The following is a 20,126-nucleotide window of genomic DNA, read 5'->3' as shown; positions in this document are numbered from 1 at the left end:
CCGGTGCCGGGGGACCGCCGGGTCGGGCCCGCCGCCCCGTCCGAGTGAGGAGCAGCTTCGCATGAGGAGCAGCAACGCCATGGAGTTCGGTGCCGGTACGCCGCTGGAGGAGTTCCGGGAGCGGGTGCGCGCGTTCGTCGCGGCCCGCGCCCCCGGCCACAAGGTGAGGTCGGGGGTGCGCAGCCCGGAGAGCGAGGCCGAGCTGAAGGAGCTGCGGCGCTGGACGGCCGAGCTGTACGCGGCCGGGTACGTGGGGGCCGACTGGCCCGAGGAGTACGGCGGGGAGCCCGGCCACGACCCGCTGCGCCAGTTCGTGGTGGGCGAGGAGATCGCCCGTGCCCGCGCCCCGATGCCCGCGAGCGGCGGCTCGCTGGCCGCGAACGCGCTGATCAGGTTCGGGACGGACGAGCAGAAGGAGCGGTACCTGCCGCGGATCCGGTCCGCCGACGACCTGTGGTGCCAGCTGTTCAGCGAGCCCGAGGCGGGGAGCGACCTGGCGTCCCTGCGGACCACCGCGGTGCGGGACGGCGACGAGTGGGTGGTCGACGGGCAGAAGGTCTGGACGACCAACGGGCACTGGGCGCAGTACGGCTACCTGCTCGCCCGCACCGATCCCGGCGTGCCCAAGCACCAGGGCATCAGCGCGTTCGTGCTGGACATGCGCCTGCCCGGCGTGCAGGTGCGTCCGCTGCGGGAGCTGACCGGCACCTCCGACTTCAACGAGGTCTTCTTCGACGGCGTCCGGCTGCCCGCCGACGCGCTGATCGGCGCGCCGGGCCAGGGCTGGCTGATCGCCAACCTGTCGCTCGCCGAGGAGCGCAACGGCGTCGGCGTCTCCGTCGTGCAGCTCCAGATGGCCTGGGAGGACCTGGTCGCCCTGGCCCGCGAGATCACCGTGGACGGGCGGCCGGCCCTGGACCTGGACGACGTCCGCCAGCGGCTCGCCAGGTTCCGCGCCGAGGTCGACGCGTGCGCGCTGCTCGCCCACACGTCCATCTCCCGGTGGCGCGCGGGCCGGGAACGGATGATCGACGCCCCGGCCACGAAACTGACCTTCAGCGAGCTGAACCTGCGGATGGCCGAGTACGCCGTGTCGCTGCCCGGCGCCCTCGGCGTCCTCACCGAGGAGGACCCCGGCGCCGTCGCGGGGGGCCGCTGGCAGGACGCCTACCTGTACGCCCGCGCCTACACGATCGCCGGCGGCAGCTCGGAGATCATGCGCAACATCATCGCCGAGCGCGCCCTCGGCCTGCCCCGCGAACCCCGCTGACCAGGCTGACCAGGCTGACCATCCCCTTTTCCGGACGGAGGACGCCGTGCACCTGTCCCGGCTCGCCGAGCGCCATCCCGACAAGCCCGCCGTGGTCGACGCGGCCACCGGCGCCGTCACCACCTACCGCGAACTCGACGAGGCATCGCTCCGCCTCGCCCGGCTGCTGGCCGACCGCGGCCTGGAACCCGGCGACCACGCCGCCCTGCTCATGGACAACGGCCCCGGCTACTTCGCCGCCGCCTGGGCCTGCCAGCGGTCGGGCCTGTACTGGACGCCCGTCAACCACCACCTCACCGTCGACGAGGCCGCCTACATCGTCCGCGACTGCGGCGCGCGGGCGCTGATCGCGTCCGGCACGCTGGGCGGCGCGGCCTGGGAGGTCGCGGAAAGCGCCCCGGACGTCCGGACGCGGCTCATCGACGGGTCCGGCGACCCGCCCGAGGGCTTCGAGAACCTGGCCGAGGCGGCGGCCCGCTTTTCCGGCGGCGGGCGGGAGGAGGAGCGCGAGGGCTACTACATGTTCTACTCGTCCGGCACCACCGGGCGGCCCAAGGGCATCCTGCCCGACCTCGCCGGCGACCCGTTCGGCACCGGGCTGAAGCTCGACCACACCCTTCCCCTGCTGTTCGGGTTCGGCCCCGACACCGTCTACCTGTGCCCGGCGCCGCTCTACCACGCCGCGCCCACCGGCTGGACGCTCGGCACGATGCGCGGCGGCGGCACGGTCGTCCTGATGGACCGCTTCGACCCCGAGCGGGCCCTGGCGCACATCGAGCGGTACAAGGTCACGCACGTCCAGTTCGTGCCGACGATGCTCGTCCGGATGCTCAAGCTCCCGGAGGAGACCCGGGCGCGCTACGACCTGTCCAGCCTGCGGACGGTGGTGCACGCCGCCGCGCCCTGCCCGGTCGAGGTCAAGCGGCGCGTCATCGAGTGGTTCGGACCCGTGGTGTACGAGTACTACTCCGGCAGCGAGGGGAACTGCTTCTTCCTCATCGACTCGCGGGACTGGCTCGCGCATCCCGGCTCGGTCGGGCGGCCCGTCCTCGGGACGACCCACATCCTGGACGACGACGGCCGCGAACTGCCCACCGGCGAGGTCGGCACGGTCTGGTTCGAGGGCACGGCCGCGTTCAGCTACCACAACGACCCCGCCAAGACCGCGGGCGCCTTCAACGACCGGGGCTGGAGCACGCTCGGCGACCTGGGCCGCCTCGACGCCGAGGGCCGCCTCTACCTGGTGGACCGACGCGCCGACCTGATCCTCAGCGGCGGCGTCAACATCTACCCGCAGGAGATCGAGAACGTCCTGGCCGTCCATCCGGCGGTCGCCGACGCCGCCGTCGTCGGGGCGCCCGACCCGGACATGGGGCAGCGGGTCCGCGCCGTCGTCGAGCCCGCCGACCCGGCCGCCGCGGGCCCCGGGCTGGCGGACGAGCTGATCGCGTACTGCCGGGCGCACCTGGCCGGCTACAAGTGCCCGCGGGAGATCGAGTTCACCGCGGAACTGCCCCGCACCCCGACCGGCAAGCTGCTGCGCCGCCTCCTGACCGCCCCCGCCGCCGGCGAGCGGCGCTGACGGAGGCCGCGACATCTTGGCTGATCACCCCGTACTAGATAACCTAGTTACCCTTGTCTGAGGAGGGTCTCATGAAGCTGCGTCCCGGCCAGCAGCTGGCCAGCACCGTCGACGGCACCAGGATGATCGTGGTCCGCGCGCCCGCCGCCGAGGTCGCGGTGAGCTGCGGCGGCGCGCCGATGGTCGACGCCAAGGAGGAGGCGGCGCCCGGAACCGCCGATCCCGCGAGGCGGGACGGAACCCTCCTCGGCAAGCGCTACGCCAGCGACGACCTGGGGATCGAGCTGCTGTGCACCAAGCCGGGGGAGGGCACCGTCGAGGTCGACGGCGCGGCCCTGCCGATCAAGGACGCGAAACCGCTGCCCGCCTCCGATTAGACCGGCCCCCGCGACAGGAGCACCCGATGAACGTGACGATGCCGCTGGACATGGCGGCGGACGGCTTTGGCGACCGGATCGTCGTGGGATCCCGGAACGGCGGCCTGACCGCCTCCCGGCTGCGGGCATCGGCCTCCGGCGCCGCCGCGCTGATCCGCGGGTCGGGCGCGGACGCCGTCCTCTACCTCGCCGTCAACGGCCCCGCCTTCCCGGTCGCGATGTTCGCCGCGGCCTTCGCCGGCGTCCCGCTGGTGCCGGTGAACTACCGGCTGGGCGAGGAGCAGCTCGGCCGGCTGCTGGCCGCTCACCCCAAGGCGTACGGCATCGCCGAAGAAGGGCAGCATGCGGCCCTTCTCAGCGCGGGCCTGTCGGTCCGCACCCCCGGGGACTTCCTCCGGGAGGCCGGCGCGGCGGCGTCCCAGGGGCGCGGGGAGGAGGCACCCGCCGACCCCGACGCCACCGCCGTCCTGATCTACACGAGCGGCACCACCTCGGCGCCCAAGGGGGTCGTGCTGCGCCACCGCAACCTCGTCTCGTACGTGCTGGAGACGGTCGAGTTCGCGGCGGCGGACGAGGACGAGGCGGCGCTGATGAGCGTCCCGCCGTACCACATCGCCGCGGTGTCCAACGTGCTGACGAACCTGTACGCGGGGCGCCGCTGCCTGACGCTGCACTCGTTCACGCCGGACGGGTGGCTGGAGCTCGTGCGCGCGGAAGGGGTGACCAACGCGATGGTCGTCCCGACGATGCTGGCCCGCATCATGGACGCCCCCGTCGCGGACCGCTCGGCCCCCTCCCTGCGCGCCCTCGCCTACGGCGGCGCACGGACGCCCCGCCGCATCATCGAGCGGGCGCTGCGCGAATGGCCGCACGTCGGCTTCGTCAACGCCTACGGCCTCACCGAGACCAGCTCGACCATCGCCGTCCTCGGCCCGGACGACCACCGGGCGGCGCTCACCTCCGACGACCCGGACGTCCGGGCCAGGCTCGAATCGGCGGGCCGTCCGGTGCCGTCGATCGAGCTGGAGATCCGCGACGCGGACGGGAGCGTGCTGCCCGCCGGGCGGAGCGGGCGGATCTGGGTGCGCGGCGAGCAGGTCTCCGGGGAGTACGCGGGCCACGGCTCCGCGGTCGACGGGCGCGGCTTCTTCGACACCCGCGACCAGGGCCGCCTGGACGCGGAGGGCTACCTGTTCGTCGAGGGCCGCGTCGACGACACCATCATCCGGGGCGCGGAGAACATCGCCCCCGCCGAGATCGAGGACGTCCTGCTCCGCCACCCGGACGTGGCCGACGCCGTCGTGGTGGGCGTCCCCGACGAGGAGTGGGGCCAGCGCGTCGAGGCCGTCGTCGTGCCCGCCCCGGGCGCCGTCCTCGACCCCGGGGAGCTGCGCGGCTACGTCCGGGAGCGGCTGCGCTCCTCGAAGACCCCCGAGCGCATCGCCTGCTGGCCCGAGCTGCCCCGCACCCCGACCGGAAAGGTGATCAAACGCGACATCGTCGCCGGTCTGGCCGCCCCGGGCGGCTAGCGCGCGTTTCGTCGACCTGCGGCGTGTCGTTGTTATGAGCGCGTCGGAAGCAACAACACGCCGCAGGTCAACGACGTGGTGGCACCGCGTCGAGCCAGGGTTCGAGGGCGGCGAGGTGGCGGCTCATGCGATGCCGGGCGAGGCTGACGTCGCCCGTCAGCGCCGCCTCGGCGATCTTCTGGTGGCTCGCCACGGACGGCTCCCGTCCGGCGTCCTCGGGGGCGCGGAACCGGGTGAGCCGGGTCAGCACGGCCGTGAAGAGCGACAGCAGCTGGTTGCCGCTCAGCCGCGCCAGCGCCAGGTGCACCTCCGCGAGCGCCGGACCGGGCAGGGCCGAGGGGTCGCGCTCGTGGGCGAGGGCGGCCGCGAGGCCGGCGGCGGCGTCGTGGTCGCCGTGCGGGGCGCGGGCCGCGGCCAGCTCGATCGCGCGCAGCTCGACGGCCGTCCGTACCTCGAACACGTCGGCGGCCCGGACCTGCAGGTAGCGCAGGTAGAGCAGGAGCGCGTCGACCACGCGGGCCGGGTCGGGGGCCTGGACGACCAGCCCGCCGCCGGGCCCCTGCCGCATCCGGGCGACGCCGTTGTGCTCCAGGATCCGCACGGCCTCCCGGAACACGGACCGGCTGACCCCGAGCTCCTCGCACAGGGCGGCCTCGTTGCCGATGACCTCCCCGGTCGGCCAGCCGCGCCGGTGGATCTCCTGGCGGACCAGCAGCGCCACCTTCTCCGGCAGCTTGCCCGCCGTGCCGCCGGTGACCGAGTCGGCGAGCCGCTGGGCCAGCGACCCGGGCGGGCCGTCGGCCGGCCCGGCGGCGGCGCGCGCCGCGCGCACCCGGTCCAGCCAGGCGCGCTCGCCCTCCAGCTGGCGGCGGACGCGCCGCTCGGCCCTCGCCTCGTCCCCGGAGACGATCGCCTCGGCGATGCCGTGCAGCGCGCGGCGGCGGACGCCGATCGTCTCCCCGCCGAGGTCGTAGCGGTCGGACGGGTCGCCCGCCAGCGCGCCGGTGACCCGGGTCAGCGACGGGATGAAGATCGACAGCACCGGGTTGCCGGAGGCCCGCGCGACCGCCACGCTGAGCTGCCGTTCCACCGTGTCGTCGGCGGCCACCGTGCGCAGCAGCGCGATGTCGCGCTCGCCGATGCGCCGCGCGGCCAGCCGCGCGGCGAGCACCTCCAGGGTGATCCGGGCGTCGTACAGCTCGCCGACCGACACGTCGGCGAAGTGGAAGAACGCGGCCACCGCCTCGGCGACGACCGCGCCGGCCGGGGCGCGCACCACCAGGCCGCCGCCCCGGCCGCGGCGCATCGCCGCGACCTGCTTGTACTCCAGGATGCTGACCGCCTCGCGCACCGCGGCGCGGGACACGCCGTAGCGCGCGATCAGCTCGGCCTCCGCGCCGATCGGCTCGCCCACCGGCCAGCCCCGCTCGACGATCTCGTCCTCGATGCGCCGCGCGACCTGCTCGGCGAGCTTGCGCCGCGGCTCGGCGCGGACCGTACGTGGCGGCACCGTCAACTGCGACCCCCGATGGGCTCTGGTCCGTGGCCGGACGAGTCGGATGAATCCTAGCGAGCGTCTTGGCCGCCACGATTAAACATGCTACTAATTTCCTTGCATCGATCGTAGTGCCACTTCGGATTGATCGGCGGGAAGGGGTGTTCTCGTGGTCGGAGCTGCGGACAGCGCACCGGCATCGCCGGAGGTGCTGACTAAAACAGCCGACGAAATAGCGTTGATCACCTTGAACCGGCCGGACCGGCTGAACGCCTTCACGCCCGGCATGCGCGAGCTCTACCTGGCCGCCCTCGACCGGGCGGACCGCGACCCGGGCGTCCGCGCGATCGTGGTCACCGGCGCCGGGCGCGCGTTCTGCGCCGGGGCGGACTACACCGCGCTCGACGGCCTCGACGCGGAGACGCTGCGCGCCCGGAACGCCGCGCAGCCGGTCCCCTTCGACACCGCCATGCGGCTGCGCAAGCCGCTCATCGCCGCGCTGAACGGCCCGGTCGCCGGCATCGGCCTGGCCCACGCCCTCATGGCCGACGTCCGGTTCGCCGCGCCCGAGGCGTCCTTCACGAGCGCGTTCCCGAGGTTCGGGCTGACGGCCGAGGGAGGCACGGCCTGGCTGCTGTCCCGGCTCGTCGGCACCGCGCGGGCGCTCGACGTGCTGTGCTCCTCCCGCACCGTCGGGGCCGCGGAGGCCGAGCGCATCGGGCTGGTCCAGTGGATCGTTCCAGCCGGGGAGCTGCTCGACCGGGCCCGCGCCTACGCCGCCGCGCTCGCCGAGAACTCCGCCTACTCGCTGGCGAGGATGCGCGAGCAGGTGCACGCCGCCTGGGAGCAGGACTGGCCCACCGCCTACGAGCGCTCCGTCGACCTGGTCTACGAGAGCCTCGACCGCCGCGAGTTCGCCGAACTGGCCGCCCGCCGCGCCGCCAGGCGCGCCGCACCCGCCGCACCCGCCGAGGGCGCCCCGGCCGCCGGGGCCGCCCCCGTCCCACCCCGTCCCAGCGCATGAAGGAGTGGTCAACCGTGACCCAGACGGCGACCGAACCGCCCGCCGGCGTGGCGGCGCTCACCCCCCTCGTCGCACCGCGTTCGATCGCGGTGGTCGGCGCGTCCGACCAGCCCGCCCGGATCGGCGGGCGCATCCTCGCCCGGCTGAAGGAGACCTACCAGGGCGCGATCTTCCCGGTGAACGCCTCCCGGGACACCGTGCAGGGGCTGCCCGCCCACCCCGGCATCTCCGCCGTGCCCGAGCCGGTCGACCTGGCGATCGTCGCGGCCCCCGGCCCGGCCGTCCCGCAGATCGCGCGGGACGCCGCGGCCCGCGGCACCGGGGCGCTGCTCGTGCTGTCGGCGGGCTTCGGCGAGGTCGGCGAGGAGGGCCGCCGCGCGCAGGACGAGCTGGCCGCCATCGGCGCCGGCTCCGGGATGCGGATCTGCGGGCCGAACTGCATCGGGATCATGAACCTGACGATCGGGCTGCGCGCGGTGTTCTCCACCCTGACCGACGTGCCGCAGGAGACCGGCGGCATCGGCATCGTCAGCCAGAGCGGCGGCTTCGGCATGGGCATGTTCGAGACCGCCCAGCGGTCCGGGCTCGGCGTGTCCTACGTCCTCGCCACCGGCAACGAGGCCGACGTGACCTGCGGCGAGATGGTCGGACACCTGGTCGAGCAGCCGGACGTGCGGGTCATCGCGCTGTTCATGGAGGGGCTGCGCAAGCCCGCCGGGCTGCTCGCCGCCGCCCGCCGCGCGCTGGAGCTGGGCAAGCCCATCGTGGCCGTGCGGACCGGCCGCTCGCAGGTCGGCGCCCGCGCGGCGGCGAGCCACACCGGCGCGCTGTCCTCGGCGGACGACGTGGTGTCGGCCGCGTTCGAGGGCGCCGGGATCATCCGCGTGGACGGCCCCGCCGAGCTGATCGAGTTCGCCCGGGTGTTCGCCGCCGGGCGCCGTCCGGCGGGGCGACGGCTCGCCGTCGTCACCTCCAGCGGCGGCGCCGGCGTCCTGATGGCCGACGCCGCCGAGGCCGCCGGCCTGGAGATGCCCCGCCCCGCCGGCGCGCTGGCCGACGCGCTGGACGGGCTGGTGCCGTCCTTCGGGTCGACCGCCAACCCGATCGACCCGACCGCGCAGATCGTGAACGACCAGTCGATGCTCCGCGAGCTGTTCACCAAGGTCACCGCCGCGCCCGACTACGACATGGTGGTGGTCGCCGGAGTGGCGCGCGGCCTCGGCCCGGCGCTGCGCGAGACGGTCCAGGCCGCCTGCGACTCCACCGACAAGCCGTTCGCGGCGTGGGCGGCGCAGGAGGTGGCCCTCGACCTGACCGCGCGCGGCGTCACCGCCTGCCACGACCCGATGCTGCTCATCCGCGGGCTGGGCGAGCTGGCCCGCTACCAGGAGACGCGCGAGCGGCTGCTCGGCGAGCCGTTCCATCCGCGGGAGGACCCGTCGCCCGGGGCGGAGCCGCCGTCGCGCAGGCTCGCCGAGCACGTCTCCCGCCGCTACCTGGTCGAGGCCGGGATCCCCGTGCCCGACGAGCGCGTCGTCACCGGCGCGGCCGAGGCGGTGGCCGCGGCGGCCGAGCTCGGCGGGACGGTCGTGCTGAAGCTCAGCGCGGACTGGCTGTCCCACAAGAGCGAGCACGGCGCAGTGCGCGTAGGGCTGAGCGGCCGGGACGAGGTCGAGGGCGCCTACGCCGCGCTCGCCGCGCTCGGCGAGGAGCTGCGCCCCGAGGGCGCGCCGGACGCGGTGGTCCTGGTCCAGCGCATGGCGGAGCCGGGGCTGGAACTGGTCTGCGGGCTCTTCACCGACCCGACGTTCGGGCCGGTCGTCACCGTCGGCCTCGGCGGGACGCTCGTCGAGATCGTCCGGGACCGGCGGCTCGCCCTCGCCCCCGTGGGGCCCGCCGAGGCCGGGCGGCTCGTCCGGGAGCTGGCCGGCGGGCGCCTGGTCGGCGCCGTCCGCGGGCTCACCGAAGCGCAGGCCGCCACCGTCGCCGGGGTGCTGGTCAGGCTGGGCGGCACCGTCCGGCGGCACCCGGAGATCCGGGAGCTGGAGCTGAACCCGCTGATCGTCGGGCCGTCCGGCGCCGTCGCCGTCGACGCCCTGGCCGTCGTGTCGCAGACCGCGACGGGAGAGCCGCCGTGCTGAGGACCGTGGCCATCCGGCTGCTCGCGATGATCCCGCTGGTCTTCCTCGTCGCGACCGCCGTGTTCTTCCTCGGGCAGCTGTCGGACATCGATCCGGCGGAGAACATCGTGGGGCCGGAGGCGTCCGCGGAGCAGGTCGCCGCCGTCCGGCACGAGCTCGGGCTGGACCGTCCCGCCCTGGAGCAGTACGCCGACTGGGTGTCGGGCGCCGTCCGCGGCGACCTCGGCCAGTCGCTGTACACCAAGGCGGACGTCTCGGCCTCGCTGTTCCAGGCGCTGCCGGTCACCCTGTCGCTCACCTTCGGCGGGCTGGTGGTCGGGCTGCTGCTCGGCGTGCCGTCCGGGATCTGGAGCGCGCTGCGGGCGGGCCGCGCCGGCGACCGGGCGATCAGCCTGCTCGCCACGGTCGGCCAGGCCGTGCCGGGGTTCTGGCTGGGGCTGCTGCTGATCTTCGCGTTCGCGATCCGGCTGCCGTGGTTCCCGTCGGTCGGCTACGTCGCGATCGAGGAGAGCCCCGCCGGCTGGCTGCGCAGCCTCGTGCTGCCCTCGGTCTCGCTCGAGCTGATCGCCGCCGCCGCGATCTCCCGGCAGACCCGGTCCAGCATGATCGGCGTCCTGCAGCAGGAGTACGTGCGCACGGCGCTCAGCAAGGGCCTGTCCAAGCGCCGGGTCGTGGTCAAGCACGCCCTGAAGAACGCCGCGGTGCCGGTCGTCACCGTCGTGTCGTTCCAGGTCACCACGCTGCTGGGCGGCTCGATCGTGATCGAGCGGCTGTTCGCGATGCCCGGCCTCGGGCAGCTCGCCATCAACGCGGTGCTGCGCCGCGACCCGGACGTCATCCAGGGCATCGTCGTGCTGACGGTGGTCGTCGTCGTGCTGGTCAACGTGCTGCTCGACCTGTCGTACGCGTGGCTCAACCCGAAGGTGCGTGCGCTGTGAGCGCCCCGGACCGGCTCCGCGGCAGGATCGGCGCCCGGCTGCTGCGCTCCAAGGCGACGCTGTTCTGGACCGGCGTCGTGGCACTGGTCGTGCTCGCCGCCGCGCTCGCCCCGCTGATCGCGCCGTACGACCCGCTCAAGGGCGATGTCAGGGAGGGGCTGCTCGGGCCGTCCGCCGACCACTGGCTCGGCACCGACAAGCTCGGCCGGGACGTCCTGTCCCGGATCCTCTACGGCGCGCGGGTCGCGCTCGCGTCGGGCGCCGAGGCGGTCGGCATCGCGGCGGTCATCGGCATCCCGCTCGGGCTGCTGTCGGGCTACGCCGGCGGCTGGACGGACCGCATCCTGATGCGCATCGTCGAGGGCGCCATGTCGGTGCCGTTCCTGGTGCTGGCCATCGCGCTGATCTCGGTGCTCGGCCCCGGACTGTGGAAGTCGATGGCGGTCGTCGGCGTCGTGTACGCGATGACGCTGCTGCGCCTCACCCGCGGCGAGACGCTCGCGGCCCGCGAGGAGCTGTACGTGGACGGCGTCAGGGTGGCGGGCGCCCGCGCCCCGCGCATCCTGTTCCGGCACATCCTGCCCAACATCACCCCGCCGCTCATCGTGCAGGTCACGCTGATGATCGCGGGCGCGATCATCGCGGAGGCGACGCTGTCCTTCCTCGGCCTCGGCGCGCAGGCCGGGGACGCGAGCTGGGGCTCGATGCTGGCGGACGCGCAGGCGAGCATCCGGCAGAGCTTCTTCCTGGCGCTGCCGCCGGGCTTCGCCATCCTGCTCACGGTGCTGGCGTTCAACCAGGTCGGCGACGGCGTGCGGGACCTGTTCGCCCGCGAGGCCAAGGCCGGCTCGCTGGGCGTCAACCCGGTGCACCGCGACGCCGAAGCCCCCGGGACCGCGCCGGACGCCGGGCCGGAGATCGCCGGGGCGGCGGTGCCCGACCCGCTGCTGAGCGTCCGCGACCTCACCGTGTCGTTCCCGCAGCCGGGCGCGGGCCGGGTCGACGTCGTCCAGCACGTGTCCTTCGACGTGGGCAGGGGCGAGGTCCTCGGGCTGGTCGGCGAGTCGGGCAGCGGCAAGAGCGTCACCGCGATGTCGCTGCTCGGCCTCGTCCCCGACCCCGGGCGGGTCACGGCCGCCGCCGTCCGGCTGGACGGCCGGGAGCTGACCGGCCTGGCGTTCGACGAGCTGCGCACGGTGCGCGGCGGCGAGATCGGCGTGGTGTTCCAGGAGCCCATCGCCAGCCTCAACCCCGCCTACACGGTCGGCGACCAGGTCGCCGAGGTGCTGCGCGAGCACGAGGGGCTGACGCGGGCGCGGGCGCGGGCGCGGGTGATCGAGCTGTTCGAGCAGGTGGGCATCCCCGATCCCGCCGCCCGGATCGGCGCCTACCCGCACCAGTTCTCCGGCGGCATGGCGCAGCGCGTGATGATCGCGATGGCGCTGGCGTGCCGGCCCCGGCTGCTGGTCGCCGACGAGCCCACCACCGCGCTGGACGTGACCGTCCAGGGGCAGGTGCTGGACCTGCTGCTGGAGCTGCGCGCGTCGATCGGCACGTCCATCCTGCTGATCACCCACGACCTCGGGGTGGTCGCGGACGTGGCCGACCGGGTCGCCGTCATGTACGCGGGCCAGCTCGTGGAGTGCGGGCCGACCGAGGAGGTCTTCCGGCGCCCGTCCCACCCCTACACCGAGGGGCTGCTGGCGTCGCTGCCGCGCAACGTGCGGCGGACGGGCCGGCTGCCGTCCATCCCCGGCGTCGTCCCGCCGCCGGACGCCTGGCCCGAGGGCTGCCATTTCGCCGACCGCTGCGCGCACGCCCGGCCGGAGTGCACGGCGGGGCCGGTCGAGCTGACCGCCGCCGGCGGCGGGGCCCGCGCCGCCCGATGCGTCCGCGCGGGCGAGCTGACCCTGACGGGCGTCGGCGAGACCGGCGCCGAGCAGATTGCGAAGAAGGCATGAGCCCGACGAACACCGCCAAGGCCGCCGCCGAGAGCACCACCGAGGACGCCGGTCCGCTGCTGCGGGTGCGGAACCTGACCGTCTCCTTCACCGGCCGCCGGTCCGCCCCCTGGCGGCGCCCCTTCAGCAACGTCGCCGTCGACTCCGTCGGCCTCGACATCGCGCCGGGGGAGACGCTCGGCCTGGTGGGGGAGTCGGGCTCGGGGAAGTCCACCACCGCGCGGGCGATCCTGCGGCTGCTGCGGCCGGACGCGGGCACCATCGAGGCGGCCGGCTTCCGCGTCGACGCGTTCGGCCGCCGCGTCCCGGCCGCCTACCGCCGCGCCGTGCAGGCGGTGTTCCAGGACCCGCTCGGCTCCCTGGACCCGACCAAGGTGATCGGCGACATCGTCGCCGAACCGCTGGCCGTCCACTTCGGCCTGCGCGGCCCGGAGCGCGCGAAGCGGGTCGCGGACCTGCTCGACCAGGTCGGGCTCGCCGCCCACCACGCCCGCCGCTACCCCTACGAGCTGTCGGGCGGGCAGCGCCAGCGGGTGTCGATCGCGCGGGCGCTCGCGCCCGAACCGCGCCTGATCGTCCTGGACGAGCCCGTCAGCGCGCTGGACGTGTCCGTGCAGAGCCAGGTCGTCAACCTGCTGGAGGACGTGCGGGAGCGCACCGGCGTCGGCTACCTGTTCGTCGCCCACGACCTCGCCGTCGTCCGCCACACCAGCGACCGGATCGCGGTCATGTACCGGGGCCGCGTGGTCGAGGAGGGACCCGCCGACCGGATCTGCGAGCTGCCCGCCCACCCCTACACCGATGCGCTGCTGGCGGCCGCGCCCGACCCCGATCCGGCCCGGCAGCGGCTCCAGCGGCGGCGCCGCCGGGAACTGACCGCCGTCGCCCCGGGCCCCGCCCCCGCTCCCGGCGGATGCCCCTTCGCCTCCCGATGCCCGCACCGGATGCCGGTGTGCACCGACACATTTCCCGACTGGACGGACGTGACCGGCGGCGGCCGCGTGGCCTGCCACCTGCACGACGATCCCCCCACCCCGGAGGAGTCCCGATGAGAAGAACCCCGGCACCCGGACGCGCGCTCGCCGCGGCCGCGGCGCTCGCGACCACCGTGGCCCTGACCGCCTGCGGCGGCGGTTCCACGAGCGGGTCCGATGGCCCGCTCGTCCAGGCCGACGGCGCCCCGCAGTCCCCGGCGGGGACGCTGCGCATGGCGGCCTGGCAGGAGGCGCCGTCGATGGACCCGGCCCGCACCACCACCCAGAACGGGATGCTGATCTTCCCCGAGTACGACACGCTCACCGTCGTCGACGAGAAGTTCACCCCCAAGCCGTGGCTGGCGACGTCGTGGACGCAGCCCGACCCCAAGACCTGGGAGTTCAAGCTCCGGACCGACGTGAAGTTCCACGACGGCTCCACGTTCGACGCCGAGACCGTCAAGGCGAACCTGGACCGGGCCAAGAAGATCGTCGGCGGCCCGTACACCAACATCTACGCGCCGATCTCCAAGGTGGAGGCCGTCGACCCGGCCACGGTCCGGGTGTCGTTCGCGGTGCCGCAGCCGAACTTCCCCTACAGCATGTCCACGGTCGCGGGCGCGATGGTCAGCCCGAAGGCGATCAAGGACGGCACCGACCTGACCCGCACCGCGGCGGGCAGCGGCGGCTGGATCTGGCAGAAGGACGCCCACCGGGAGGGCGCCGAGCACGTCTACAAGGCCAACCCGGACTACTGGAACAAGGCGGCCGTCCGGGCCGCGACGGTCAACGTCTCGATCATGCAGGAGGACAACGCCCGGCTGAACGCCGCCCAGAGCGGCCAGACCGACGTGATGTCGACGCTCCAGCCGGACCAGATGGACGCCGCGCAGAGCGCGGGCCTGCGGGTGCTGAACGACTTCACCTCGACCGGCACGTTCCTGATCATGGACCGGGAGGGGAAGAAGGTGCCCGCCTTCGCCAAGCCGGAGGTCCGGCAGGCGATCGGCCTGCTCCTCGACCGCGACGCGTACAACAAGGCGCTGCTGTCGGGCAAGGGCGACTCCGAGAACGGCGGGTTCGCCGCGCCGGACTCCCCGTGGAACGACCCGTCGCTGAACGACCTGAACAAGCCGGATGTGGCCAAGGCGAAGCAGCTGCTCGCCGAGGCGGGGTACGCCGGCGGCTTCACCTTCGAGGTGGGCAACGCGCCCGTCATCAAGCAGGTGAACGAGACCGTCGCGCAGTTGCTGAAGGAGGGCGGCATCACCATGAAGATCGTCGATGTCGCCAACGGCCAGTACACCGCGGACGTGCGCAAGGGGCGCTTCCCGGCCGGCTACTTCGTGCCGACCTCGATCGACATCTACCAGTGGTGGAGCCGCACCGTCTCCAACAAGGGGATCTACAACCCGTTCGGGCTCGACGACCTGGCCGACATGGAGAAGACCTTCGACGAGGCTCTGGCGATGAGCGACGACGCCGCGCGCAAGCCCCTGCTGAGCCGGCTGCAGCGGCAGACCGTGGAGCGCGGCGTGGCGTTCCCGCTGAGCCAGAACCCGCGCGCCGCGGCGCTGGCCGCCTCGGTGCGCGCGACGCAGCAGCCGGTCTTCGCGCCGGAGGACATCGCGCCTCGCCCGTACTACCTCTGGACGAAGTAAACTATGTTTGCGAAGTCATCTACGTGGATGTGAGGGTGCGACCGTGACCGCGAGAGCGTGGCTGTTCGACGTCGACGGCACCCTGCTCGACTCGGTGACCGGCACGTCGCTGCGCCCGCTGGCCCGTGAGCTGCTCACGGCCCTGCGCGAGCGGGGGACGCCCGCCCTGCTGTGGAGCGCGGGCGGCGCGGACTACGCGCGCCGCCGCGCCGAGGCCGCGGGCATCGCCGACCTGGTCACGGCATTCCACGTCAAGGCCGAGCGGGACGGGCGGGGCCACTGGGTCCTGCCCACCCTGCCGCCGGAGCACGCGCCCGCCGTGCTGGTGGACGACCAGCCCGACGAGGTGCCGCGCGCGGGGGAGGTGCTCGGCGTCCCGCCCTACGTCGGGCCGAACCCCCGCGACACCGCGCTCGCCGCGCTGCTCCGGCGGCTCCCCCAGCGAACGGAAGGGAATCCATGAACGACGTCGGGCCGGACGCGGCCAGGCCGCTGTCCGCGCGGCTGCGCCGGATGGTCTCGATCGACCCCGCCGCGACCGCGATGACCTTCGGCGGACGCTCCTACCCCTGGGCCTTCCACCGGGAGGCCGTCGAGGACCTGGAGCAGCTCCTGGACGGCACGGGCGCCCGCCGCGTCGGCATCGTGCTGCGCAACCGCCCTGCGCTCGTGGCCGCGCTGATCGCCGTGCTGGCCACCGGCCGGGAGGTGGTCACGCTGAGCCCCTTCCACGGCGACGTCGGGCTCGCCGAGGACATCGAGGGCCTGGCGCCCCAGGCCGTGATCGCCGAGCCGGGCGACTGGGCCAGGGGCGGGGTGCGGGACGCCGCGCGCGCCGCCGGAGCCGTCGCCGTCCAGACGGGCGAGGAGCGGGCGCTGGTCCGCCGCGAGGTGGACTGGGCCTCCGACCCCCGCCCGGTGGAGCCGTCGGACCTCGCCGTCCTAATGCTCACCAGCGGCACTACGGGCAAGCCCAAGCGGGCCGAGCTGACCTACGGCCGGCTCACCGCCGCGTACAAGGCCGCCGGCACCGCCCTGGACGGCGAGCCGCGCCTGAGCGGGGAGACGCAGATCCTCTGGACCTCCCTCGTCCACATCTCCGGCCTGTACTTCGCGGTCAGCTCAGTCCTGGACGGGCGGACGACCGCGCTGATGGACCGGTTCGAGATCGGGGAGTGGACGGGCCTCGTCCGCGCCCACCGCCCGAAGGTCGTCGGGCTGCCGCCGACCGCGATGCGCATGGTCATGGACGCCGGCGTGCCGGCGGACGTGTTCGACGGCGTCCGCGTCGTCCTGTCCGGAACGGCGCCGCTCGATCCCGCCGACGCCGAGCGCTTCGAAGCCCGCTACGGCGTTCCCGTCCTCACCAACTACGGCGCGACCGAGTTCGCCGGGGCCATCGCCGGATGGCACCTGAAACTGCGCCGCCAGTGGGGGGACGCGAAGCGCGGCAGCGCCGGCCGCGCCCACCCGGGCGTCGAGCTGCGGATCGTCGATCCGGAGAGCGGCACGCCGCTGGCGACCGGCGAGGTCGGCGTCCTGGAGGCGCGCGGCGCGCAGCTGCCCGGCGGCGGCGACCGCTGGACGCGCACCACCGACCTCGCCTCCCTCGACGAAGACGGCTTCCTGTTCATCCACGGCCGCGCCGACGACGCCATCAACCGCGGCGGCTTCAAGATCGTCCCGAGCGTGATCGAGGACGCGCTGAAGGCGCACCCGGCCGTCGCCGACGCCTCGGCCGTCGGCGTCCCCGACCCGCGGCTCGGCGAGGTGCCGGTCGCCGCCGTGACCCTCCGCTCGCCCGCCGAGCCCGCCGACCCGGCCGAGCTGCGCGCCTGGCTGGGCGACCGGCTGGCCCGCTACCACCTGCCGACCGAGATCAGGATCGTGGACGAGCTGCCCCGCACGCCGTCCATGAAGATCAGCCGCCCGGGCGTCCGGGCCCTGTTCGCCGTCCCCGAAAGGACCGCCTCGTGAGTGAGACCACCGACGGGAAGACCGCCGAGGAGTTCGAGCGGGCGACCTCCGCCGAGCTGAACGACGCCGACATCGACAAGGACCGCGCGATCCTCGGCCGGGACTGGGCGAGCCGCTCGCAGGAGTTCCTCGGCACCGCCACCCCGGAGGCGATCCGCAACTTCGCCACCGGGTACGGGGACGACAACCCGCTGTTCACCGACCCCGAGTACGGCCGGGCATCCCGCTGGGGCGGCCAGATCGCCCCGCCGATCATGGCGGCGGTGCTGAACGCCCCGCTGCGCGGCGAGCGCCAGTCCAAGCAGGAGCGCGGCGGCAGCTACCGCGGCATCCACGCGTTCGTGTCCGGCGGCACCTGGGACTGGTACCGGCCGATCCGCCCCGGCGACACCCTGTACAGCTTCGGCGGCCTGGAGACGATCGAGGTCAAGCGGTCGGAGTTCGCCGGGCGCTCGGTGGTGAAGGTGCACCGCCAGGTCAAGATGAACCAGAACGCCGAGGTCGTCGGCGTCTACCGGACCCTGGTCATCTACACCGAGCGGAAGAAGGCCCGCGAGCGCGGCAAGTACGCCGGCATCGAGGACCCGAACTACACCGACGAGGACCTCGCGAAGATCGACGAGATCTACGCGGCGGAGGGCCCGCGCGGGCGCGAGCCGCGCCACTTCGAGGACGTCAAGGCCGGCGAGCCGCTGCCGCCGATGGTGAAGGGCCCGCTGACCACGACCGACATCGTCGTCTTCCACGCGGGCGGGTACGGCTTCGTCCCGTACGGGCTGAAGACGGGACGGCTCGCCTACGAGAACCGGCAGCGCATCGCCCCGTTCTACATCAAGAACGAGTACGGCGTCCCGGACGTGGCGCAGCGCGTCCACTGGGACTCCGCGTGGGCGCAGGCGATCGGCAACCCGCGCGCCTACGACTACGGCGTGCTGCGCGAGTGCTGGGCGCACCACTACCTGACCGACTGGGCCGGCGACGACGCGTGGGTGGTCTCCCAGCACGACGAGATCCGCAAGTTCAACTACCAGGGCGACACGCAGTTCCTGTCCGGGGAGGTCACCGGCAAGACCGTGGCCGAGGACGGCCGCTGCCTCGTCGACATCGCGTTCAAGGCCACCAACCAGCGCGGCGAGGACACGATGAAGGGCACCGCGACCGTCGCGCTGCCGAGCCGCGAGCACGGCGCCGCGCTGCTGCCCGCCGTCCCGGCCGAGCTGCAGCGCAAGGCGGCCGACATGATGGCCCGGCACGGCGAGCTGCTGCGCGAGGGACGGCGGTGACGGCTCCGGACGGGGTGCGGTGCGAGGTCGCGGGCGGCGTGCTGCGCGTGACCCTCGCCCGTCCGGACAAGGCCAACGCGCTGCGCTCCGAGGACATCGCGGCGCTGCTGCGCGCGCTGGAGGATGCGGCGGCGGGCGGCGCCGTCCGGGCCGTGCTGCTGCGCGGCGAGGGGCGCAACTTCTGCGGCGGCGCCGACCTCGCCGCCGCCAACGCGCAGGGCGGCGACCGCCCGCCGCTGGGCGCGATGATCCGGAACCTGTCGGCGTCGGCGCACCGCCTCGTCCGGACGCTGTGGGAGCTGCCGGTGCCCGCGGTCGCCGCCGTCCAGGGACGGGCGGCCGGGCTCGGCCTGCACCTGGCGCTCGCGTGCGACTTCGTGGTCGCCGCCGACACGGCCGCGTTCAGCGAGCCGTTCGCACGCCGCGGCTTCACCGCCGACAGCGGCGCGACGTTCCTGCTGCCCCGGCTCATCGGGGTCGCGCGCGCCAAGCAGATGCTCATCCGCGGGACGGTCGTCCCGGCGCCGCGGGCCCTGGAGTGGGGCCTCATCGCGGACGTGGTGCCGGCGGACGACCTGGCGGGCGCGGCGGAGGAGCTCGCCGCCGAACTCGCCGCCGGCCCCACCCTGGTGCACGGCCTCACCAAGGCGCTGATCTCCGACCATCTCGGCGCCGACCTGCCGCGGGCGCTGGACGCCGAGGCCCGCACGGTCGAGCTCAGCCTGCGCGGCGAGGACTTCAGGGAGGGCATCCGCGCGTTCCTCGGCCGCCGCGACCCCGCCTTCACCGGACGCTGACGAGGAGGACCGAGACCATGTCCGCCGCACCCGAGCAGACCGCCGCACCCGAGCAGACCGCCGCACCCGAGCAGACCGCCGCACCCGAGCAGCCGTTCGGGGTCCTGACCGCCGAGGCGATCGAGCAGTCGCGCCGGCGCCTCGGCGTCCCGCACCCGCAGCGCACCCCGCCGCACAACGACGAGGTGAGCCGGGACGGCGTCCCCACCCGGGACCGGCCCCGCGTCGAGCTGCCCGAGCCGCCGGCCCCCACGCTGGACGCCATGGTCCGCCACGAGCTCGACCGCTACGGGGTCGCCCCGTGACCGGCGGCGCGGTGCGGCGGGTCGACTCCGGGACGGAGACCGTCCTCGGCCGGGTCGAGGACGGGGTCGGGGTGATCGAGCTGAACCGTCCCGGGAGCCGCAACGCCCTGCACCCCGAGATGTACGACGCGATCCCCCGCCTGATCGAGGTGCACGAGGCCGACGACGAGGTCGGCTGCGTCCTGGTCACGGCGGCCGGCCCGGCGTTCTGCGCGGGCGGCGACGTCCGCCTGGGCACCGGACGCGACGGCGGCGGCGACGAGGACGGGGCGGCGGCGCTGACCCGGCTGGCCCGCATGGTCGTCATGCTCCGCGAGAGCCCCAAGATCTCGATCGCGGCGCTGCCCGGCCCGGCGGTGGGCGCCGGGCTCGGGCTCGCGCTGGCCGCCGACCTGCGGATCGCCGCGGCCTCGGCGACCCTCGTCGGCGGCTGGTCGCGGCTCGCGTTCAGCGGCGACTTCGGCGGCGCGTGGTCGCTGACGCGGGCGCTGGGGCCGGCCCGCGCCCTGGAGTTCCTCATCGGCACCGAGCCCGTCGACGCGGCGGCGGGGGAGCGCCTCGGCCTGTTCAACCGGGTCGTCCCCGACGGCGACCTGCGGGCCGAGGCCCTGGCCTGGGCACGGCGGGTCGCGGCGGGCCCCCGCGGTGCGTACGCCCTGATGAAGGAGAACATCCGGGACGCGCAGGTCATGGACCTGCGGGAGGCGCTGCCGAGGGAGAGCGAGCGGATGATCCGTTCCGGCCGTTCGGCCGAGCACCGAGAGGCCGTACGGCGCTGGCTCGCCGACCGGTCGAGATAGCAGAGCGACTGT

17 protein-coding genes are annotated in these 20,126 nt (G+C 74.5%); 16 read left to right on the top strand and 1 reads right to left on the bottom strand.

The features are described from left to right. The first annotated feature begins 61 nt into the window (after window positions 1-61). The 4 genes from SM611_RS04405 to SM611_RS04390 all read left to right on the top strand — a co-directional run bounded on the left by SM611_RS04405 (window position 62) and on the right by SM611_RS04390 (window position 4,758). Window positions 62-1,270, top strand: coding sequence for an acyl-CoA dehydrogenase family protein (locus SM611_RS04405; protein ID WP_371947501.1), 1,209 nt, complete (start codon window positions 62-64; stop codon window positions 1,268-1,270). A 46-nt stretch (window positions 1,271-1,316) separates the two neighbouring features. Further along, complete coding sequence (locus SM611_RS04400; protein ID WP_371947500.1) at window positions 1,317-2,852, top strand: AMP-binding protein; 1,536 nt, start codon at window positions 1,317-1,319, stop codon at window positions 2,850-2,852. A gap of 71 nt (window positions 2,853-2,923) precedes the next feature. Beyond that, window positions 2,924-3,229 (top strand): hypothetical protein, encoded by a 306-nt coding sequence (locus SM611_RS04395; protein ID WP_371947499.1) that lies wholly within the window; start codon window positions 2,924-2,926, stop codon window positions 3,227-3,229. 26 nt (window positions 3,230-3,255) lie between these two features. After that, a complete protein-coding gene (locus SM611_RS04390; RefSeq protein ID WP_371947498.1) occupies window positions 3,256-4,758 on the top strand; it encodes a class I adenylate-forming enzyme family protein in 1,503 nt (500 codons plus the stop codon). Between the two features lie 67 nt (window positions 4,759-4,825). On the opposite strand, the gene SM611_RS04385 is transcribed toward SM611_RS04390, so the two are convergent. Further along, entirely contained in the window at window positions 4,826-6,268 is a 1,443-nt protein-coding gene (locus tag SM611_RS04385) for a FadR/GntR family transcriptional regulator (protein WP_371947497.1), read from the bottom strand. 154 nt (window positions 6,269-6,422) lie between these two features. Here SM611_RS04385 and SM611_RS04380 point away from each other — a divergent pair, with 154 nt between their 5' ends. The 12 genes from SM611_RS04380 to SM611_RS04325 are packed head-to-tail and all read left to right on the top strand — an operon-like array spanning window position 6,423 to window position 20,114. Next, a complete protein-coding gene (locus tag SM611_RS04380) occupies window positions 6,423-7,277 on the top strand; it encodes an enoyl-CoA hydratase-related protein (RefSeq protein ID WP_371947496.1) in 855 nt (284 codons plus the stop codon). 14 nt (window positions 7,278-7,291) lie between these two features. After that, the gene (locus SM611_RS04375; RefSeq protein ID WP_371947495.1) at window positions 7,292-9,418 is read left to right on the top strand and encodes an acetate--CoA ligase family protein; all 2,127 of its coding nucleotides are present in this window, start codon (window positions 7,292-7,294) and stop codon (window positions 9,416-9,418) included. Beyond that, on the top strand, window positions 9,412-10,356 hold the full coding sequence (locus SM611_RS04370) for an ABC transporter permease (RefSeq protein WP_371947494.1): 945 nt from the start codon (window positions 9,412-9,414) through the stop codon (window positions 10,354-10,356). Before SM611_RS04375 ends, SM611_RS04370 begins: the two co-directional genes overlap by 7 nt. Next, entirely contained in the window at window positions 10,353-12,317 is a 1,965-nt protein-coding gene (locus SM611_RS04365) for a dipeptide/oligopeptide/nickel ABC transporter permease/ATP-binding protein (RefSeq protein WP_371947493.1), read from the top strand. Before SM611_RS04370 ends, SM611_RS04365 begins: the two co-directional genes overlap by 4 nt. Next, window positions 12,314-13,369 (top strand): oligopeptide/dipeptide ABC transporter ATP-binding protein, encoded by a 1,056-nt coding sequence (locus SM611_RS04360; protein ID WP_371947492.1) that lies wholly within the window; start codon window positions 12,314-12,316, stop codon window positions 13,367-13,369. The genes SM611_RS04365 and SM611_RS04360 overlap by 4 nt, the downstream gene beginning before the upstream one ends. Continuing rightward, a complete protein-coding gene (locus tag SM611_RS04355; RefSeq protein WP_371947491.1) occupies window positions 13,366-14,952 on the top strand; it encodes an ABC transporter substrate-binding protein in 1,587 nt (528 codons plus the stop codon). The genes SM611_RS04360 and SM611_RS04355 overlap by 4 nt, the downstream gene beginning before the upstream one ends. Window positions 14,953-14,995: 43 nt before the next feature. Next, the gene (locus SM611_RS04350; protein WP_371947490.1) at window positions 14,996-15,415 is read left to right on the top strand and encodes an HAD family hydrolase; all 420 of its coding nucleotides are present in this window, start codon (window positions 14,996-14,998) and stop codon (window positions 15,413-15,415) included. Beyond that, on the top strand, window positions 15,412-16,929 hold the full coding sequence (locus SM611_RS04345) for a class I adenylate-forming enzyme family protein (RefSeq protein WP_371947489.1): 1,518 nt from the start codon (window positions 15,412-15,414) through the stop codon (window positions 16,927-16,929). Before SM611_RS04350 ends, SM611_RS04345 begins: the two co-directional genes overlap by 4 nt. Further along, on the top strand, window positions 16,926-18,212 hold the full coding sequence (locus tag SM611_RS04340; RefSeq protein ID WP_371947488.1) for an FAS1-like dehydratase domain-containing protein: 1,287 nt from the start codon (window positions 16,926-16,928) through the stop codon (window positions 18,210-18,212). Before SM611_RS04345 ends, SM611_RS04340 begins: the two co-directional genes overlap by 4 nt. Then, a complete protein-coding gene (locus tag SM611_RS04335) occupies window positions 18,209-19,009 on the top strand; it encodes an enoyl-CoA hydratase-related protein (protein ID WP_371947487.1) in 801 nt (266 codons plus the stop codon). Before SM611_RS04340 ends, SM611_RS04335 begins: the two co-directional genes overlap by 4 nt. A gap of 17 nt (window positions 19,010-19,026) precedes the next feature. Beyond that, on the top strand, window positions 19,027-19,314 hold the full coding sequence (locus SM611_RS04330; RefSeq protein WP_371947486.1) for a hypothetical protein: 288 nt from the start codon (window positions 19,027-19,029) through the stop codon (window positions 19,312-19,314). After that, window positions 19,311-20,114 (top strand): enoyl-CoA hydratase/isomerase family protein, encoded by an 804-nt coding sequence (locus tag SM611_RS04325; protein WP_371947485.1) that lies wholly within the window; start codon window positions 19,311-19,313, stop codon window positions 20,112-20,114. The genes SM611_RS04330 and SM611_RS04325 overlap by 4 nt, the downstream gene beginning before the upstream one ends. The last annotated feature ends 12 nt before the right edge of the window (window positions 20,115-20,126 follow it).

It is taken from the genome of Actinomadura monticuli, assembly GCF_041463655.1.
GTDB classification, from domain to species: domain Bacteria; phylum Actinomycetota; class Actinomycetes; order Streptosporangiales; family Streptosporangiaceae; genus Spirillospora; species Spirillospora monticuli.
Note: the sequence above shows the minus strand (reverse complement) of the source record. Positions and strands in the feature narration are given on the sequence as shown.

What these genes read in the sequence shown, in the direction of transcription:
- SM611_RS04405 (WP_371947501.1), top strand. Translation starts at nt 62, where the DNA reads ATGAGGAGCAGCAACGCCATGGAGTTCGGTGCCGGTACGCCGCTGGAG.
- SM611_RS04395 (WP_371947499.1), top strand. Translation starts at nt 2,924, where the DNA reads ATGAAGCTGCGTCCCGGCCAGCAGCTGGCCAGCACCGTCGACGGCACC.
- SM611_RS04390 (WP_371947498.1), top strand. Translation starts at nt 3,256, where the DNA reads ATGAACGTGACGATGCCGCTGGACATGGCGGCGGACGGCTTTGGCGAC.
- SM611_RS04360 (WP_371947492.1), top strand. Translation starts at nt 12,314, where the DNA reads ATGAGCCCGACGAACACCGCCAAGGCCGCCGCCGAGAGCACCACCGAG.
- SM611_RS04355 (WP_371947491.1), top strand. Translation starts at nt 13,366, where the DNA reads ATGAGAAGAACCCCGGCACCCGGACGCGCGCTCGCCGCGGCCGCGGCG.
- SM611_RS04345 (WP_371947489.1), top strand. Translation starts at nt 15,412, where the DNA reads ATGAACGACGTCGGGCCGGACGCGGCCAGGCCGCTGTCCGCGCGGCTG.
- SM611_RS04330 (WP_371947486.1), top strand. Translation starts at nt 19,027, where the DNA reads ATGTCCGCCGCACCCGAGCAGACCGCCGCACCCGAGCAGACCGCCGCA.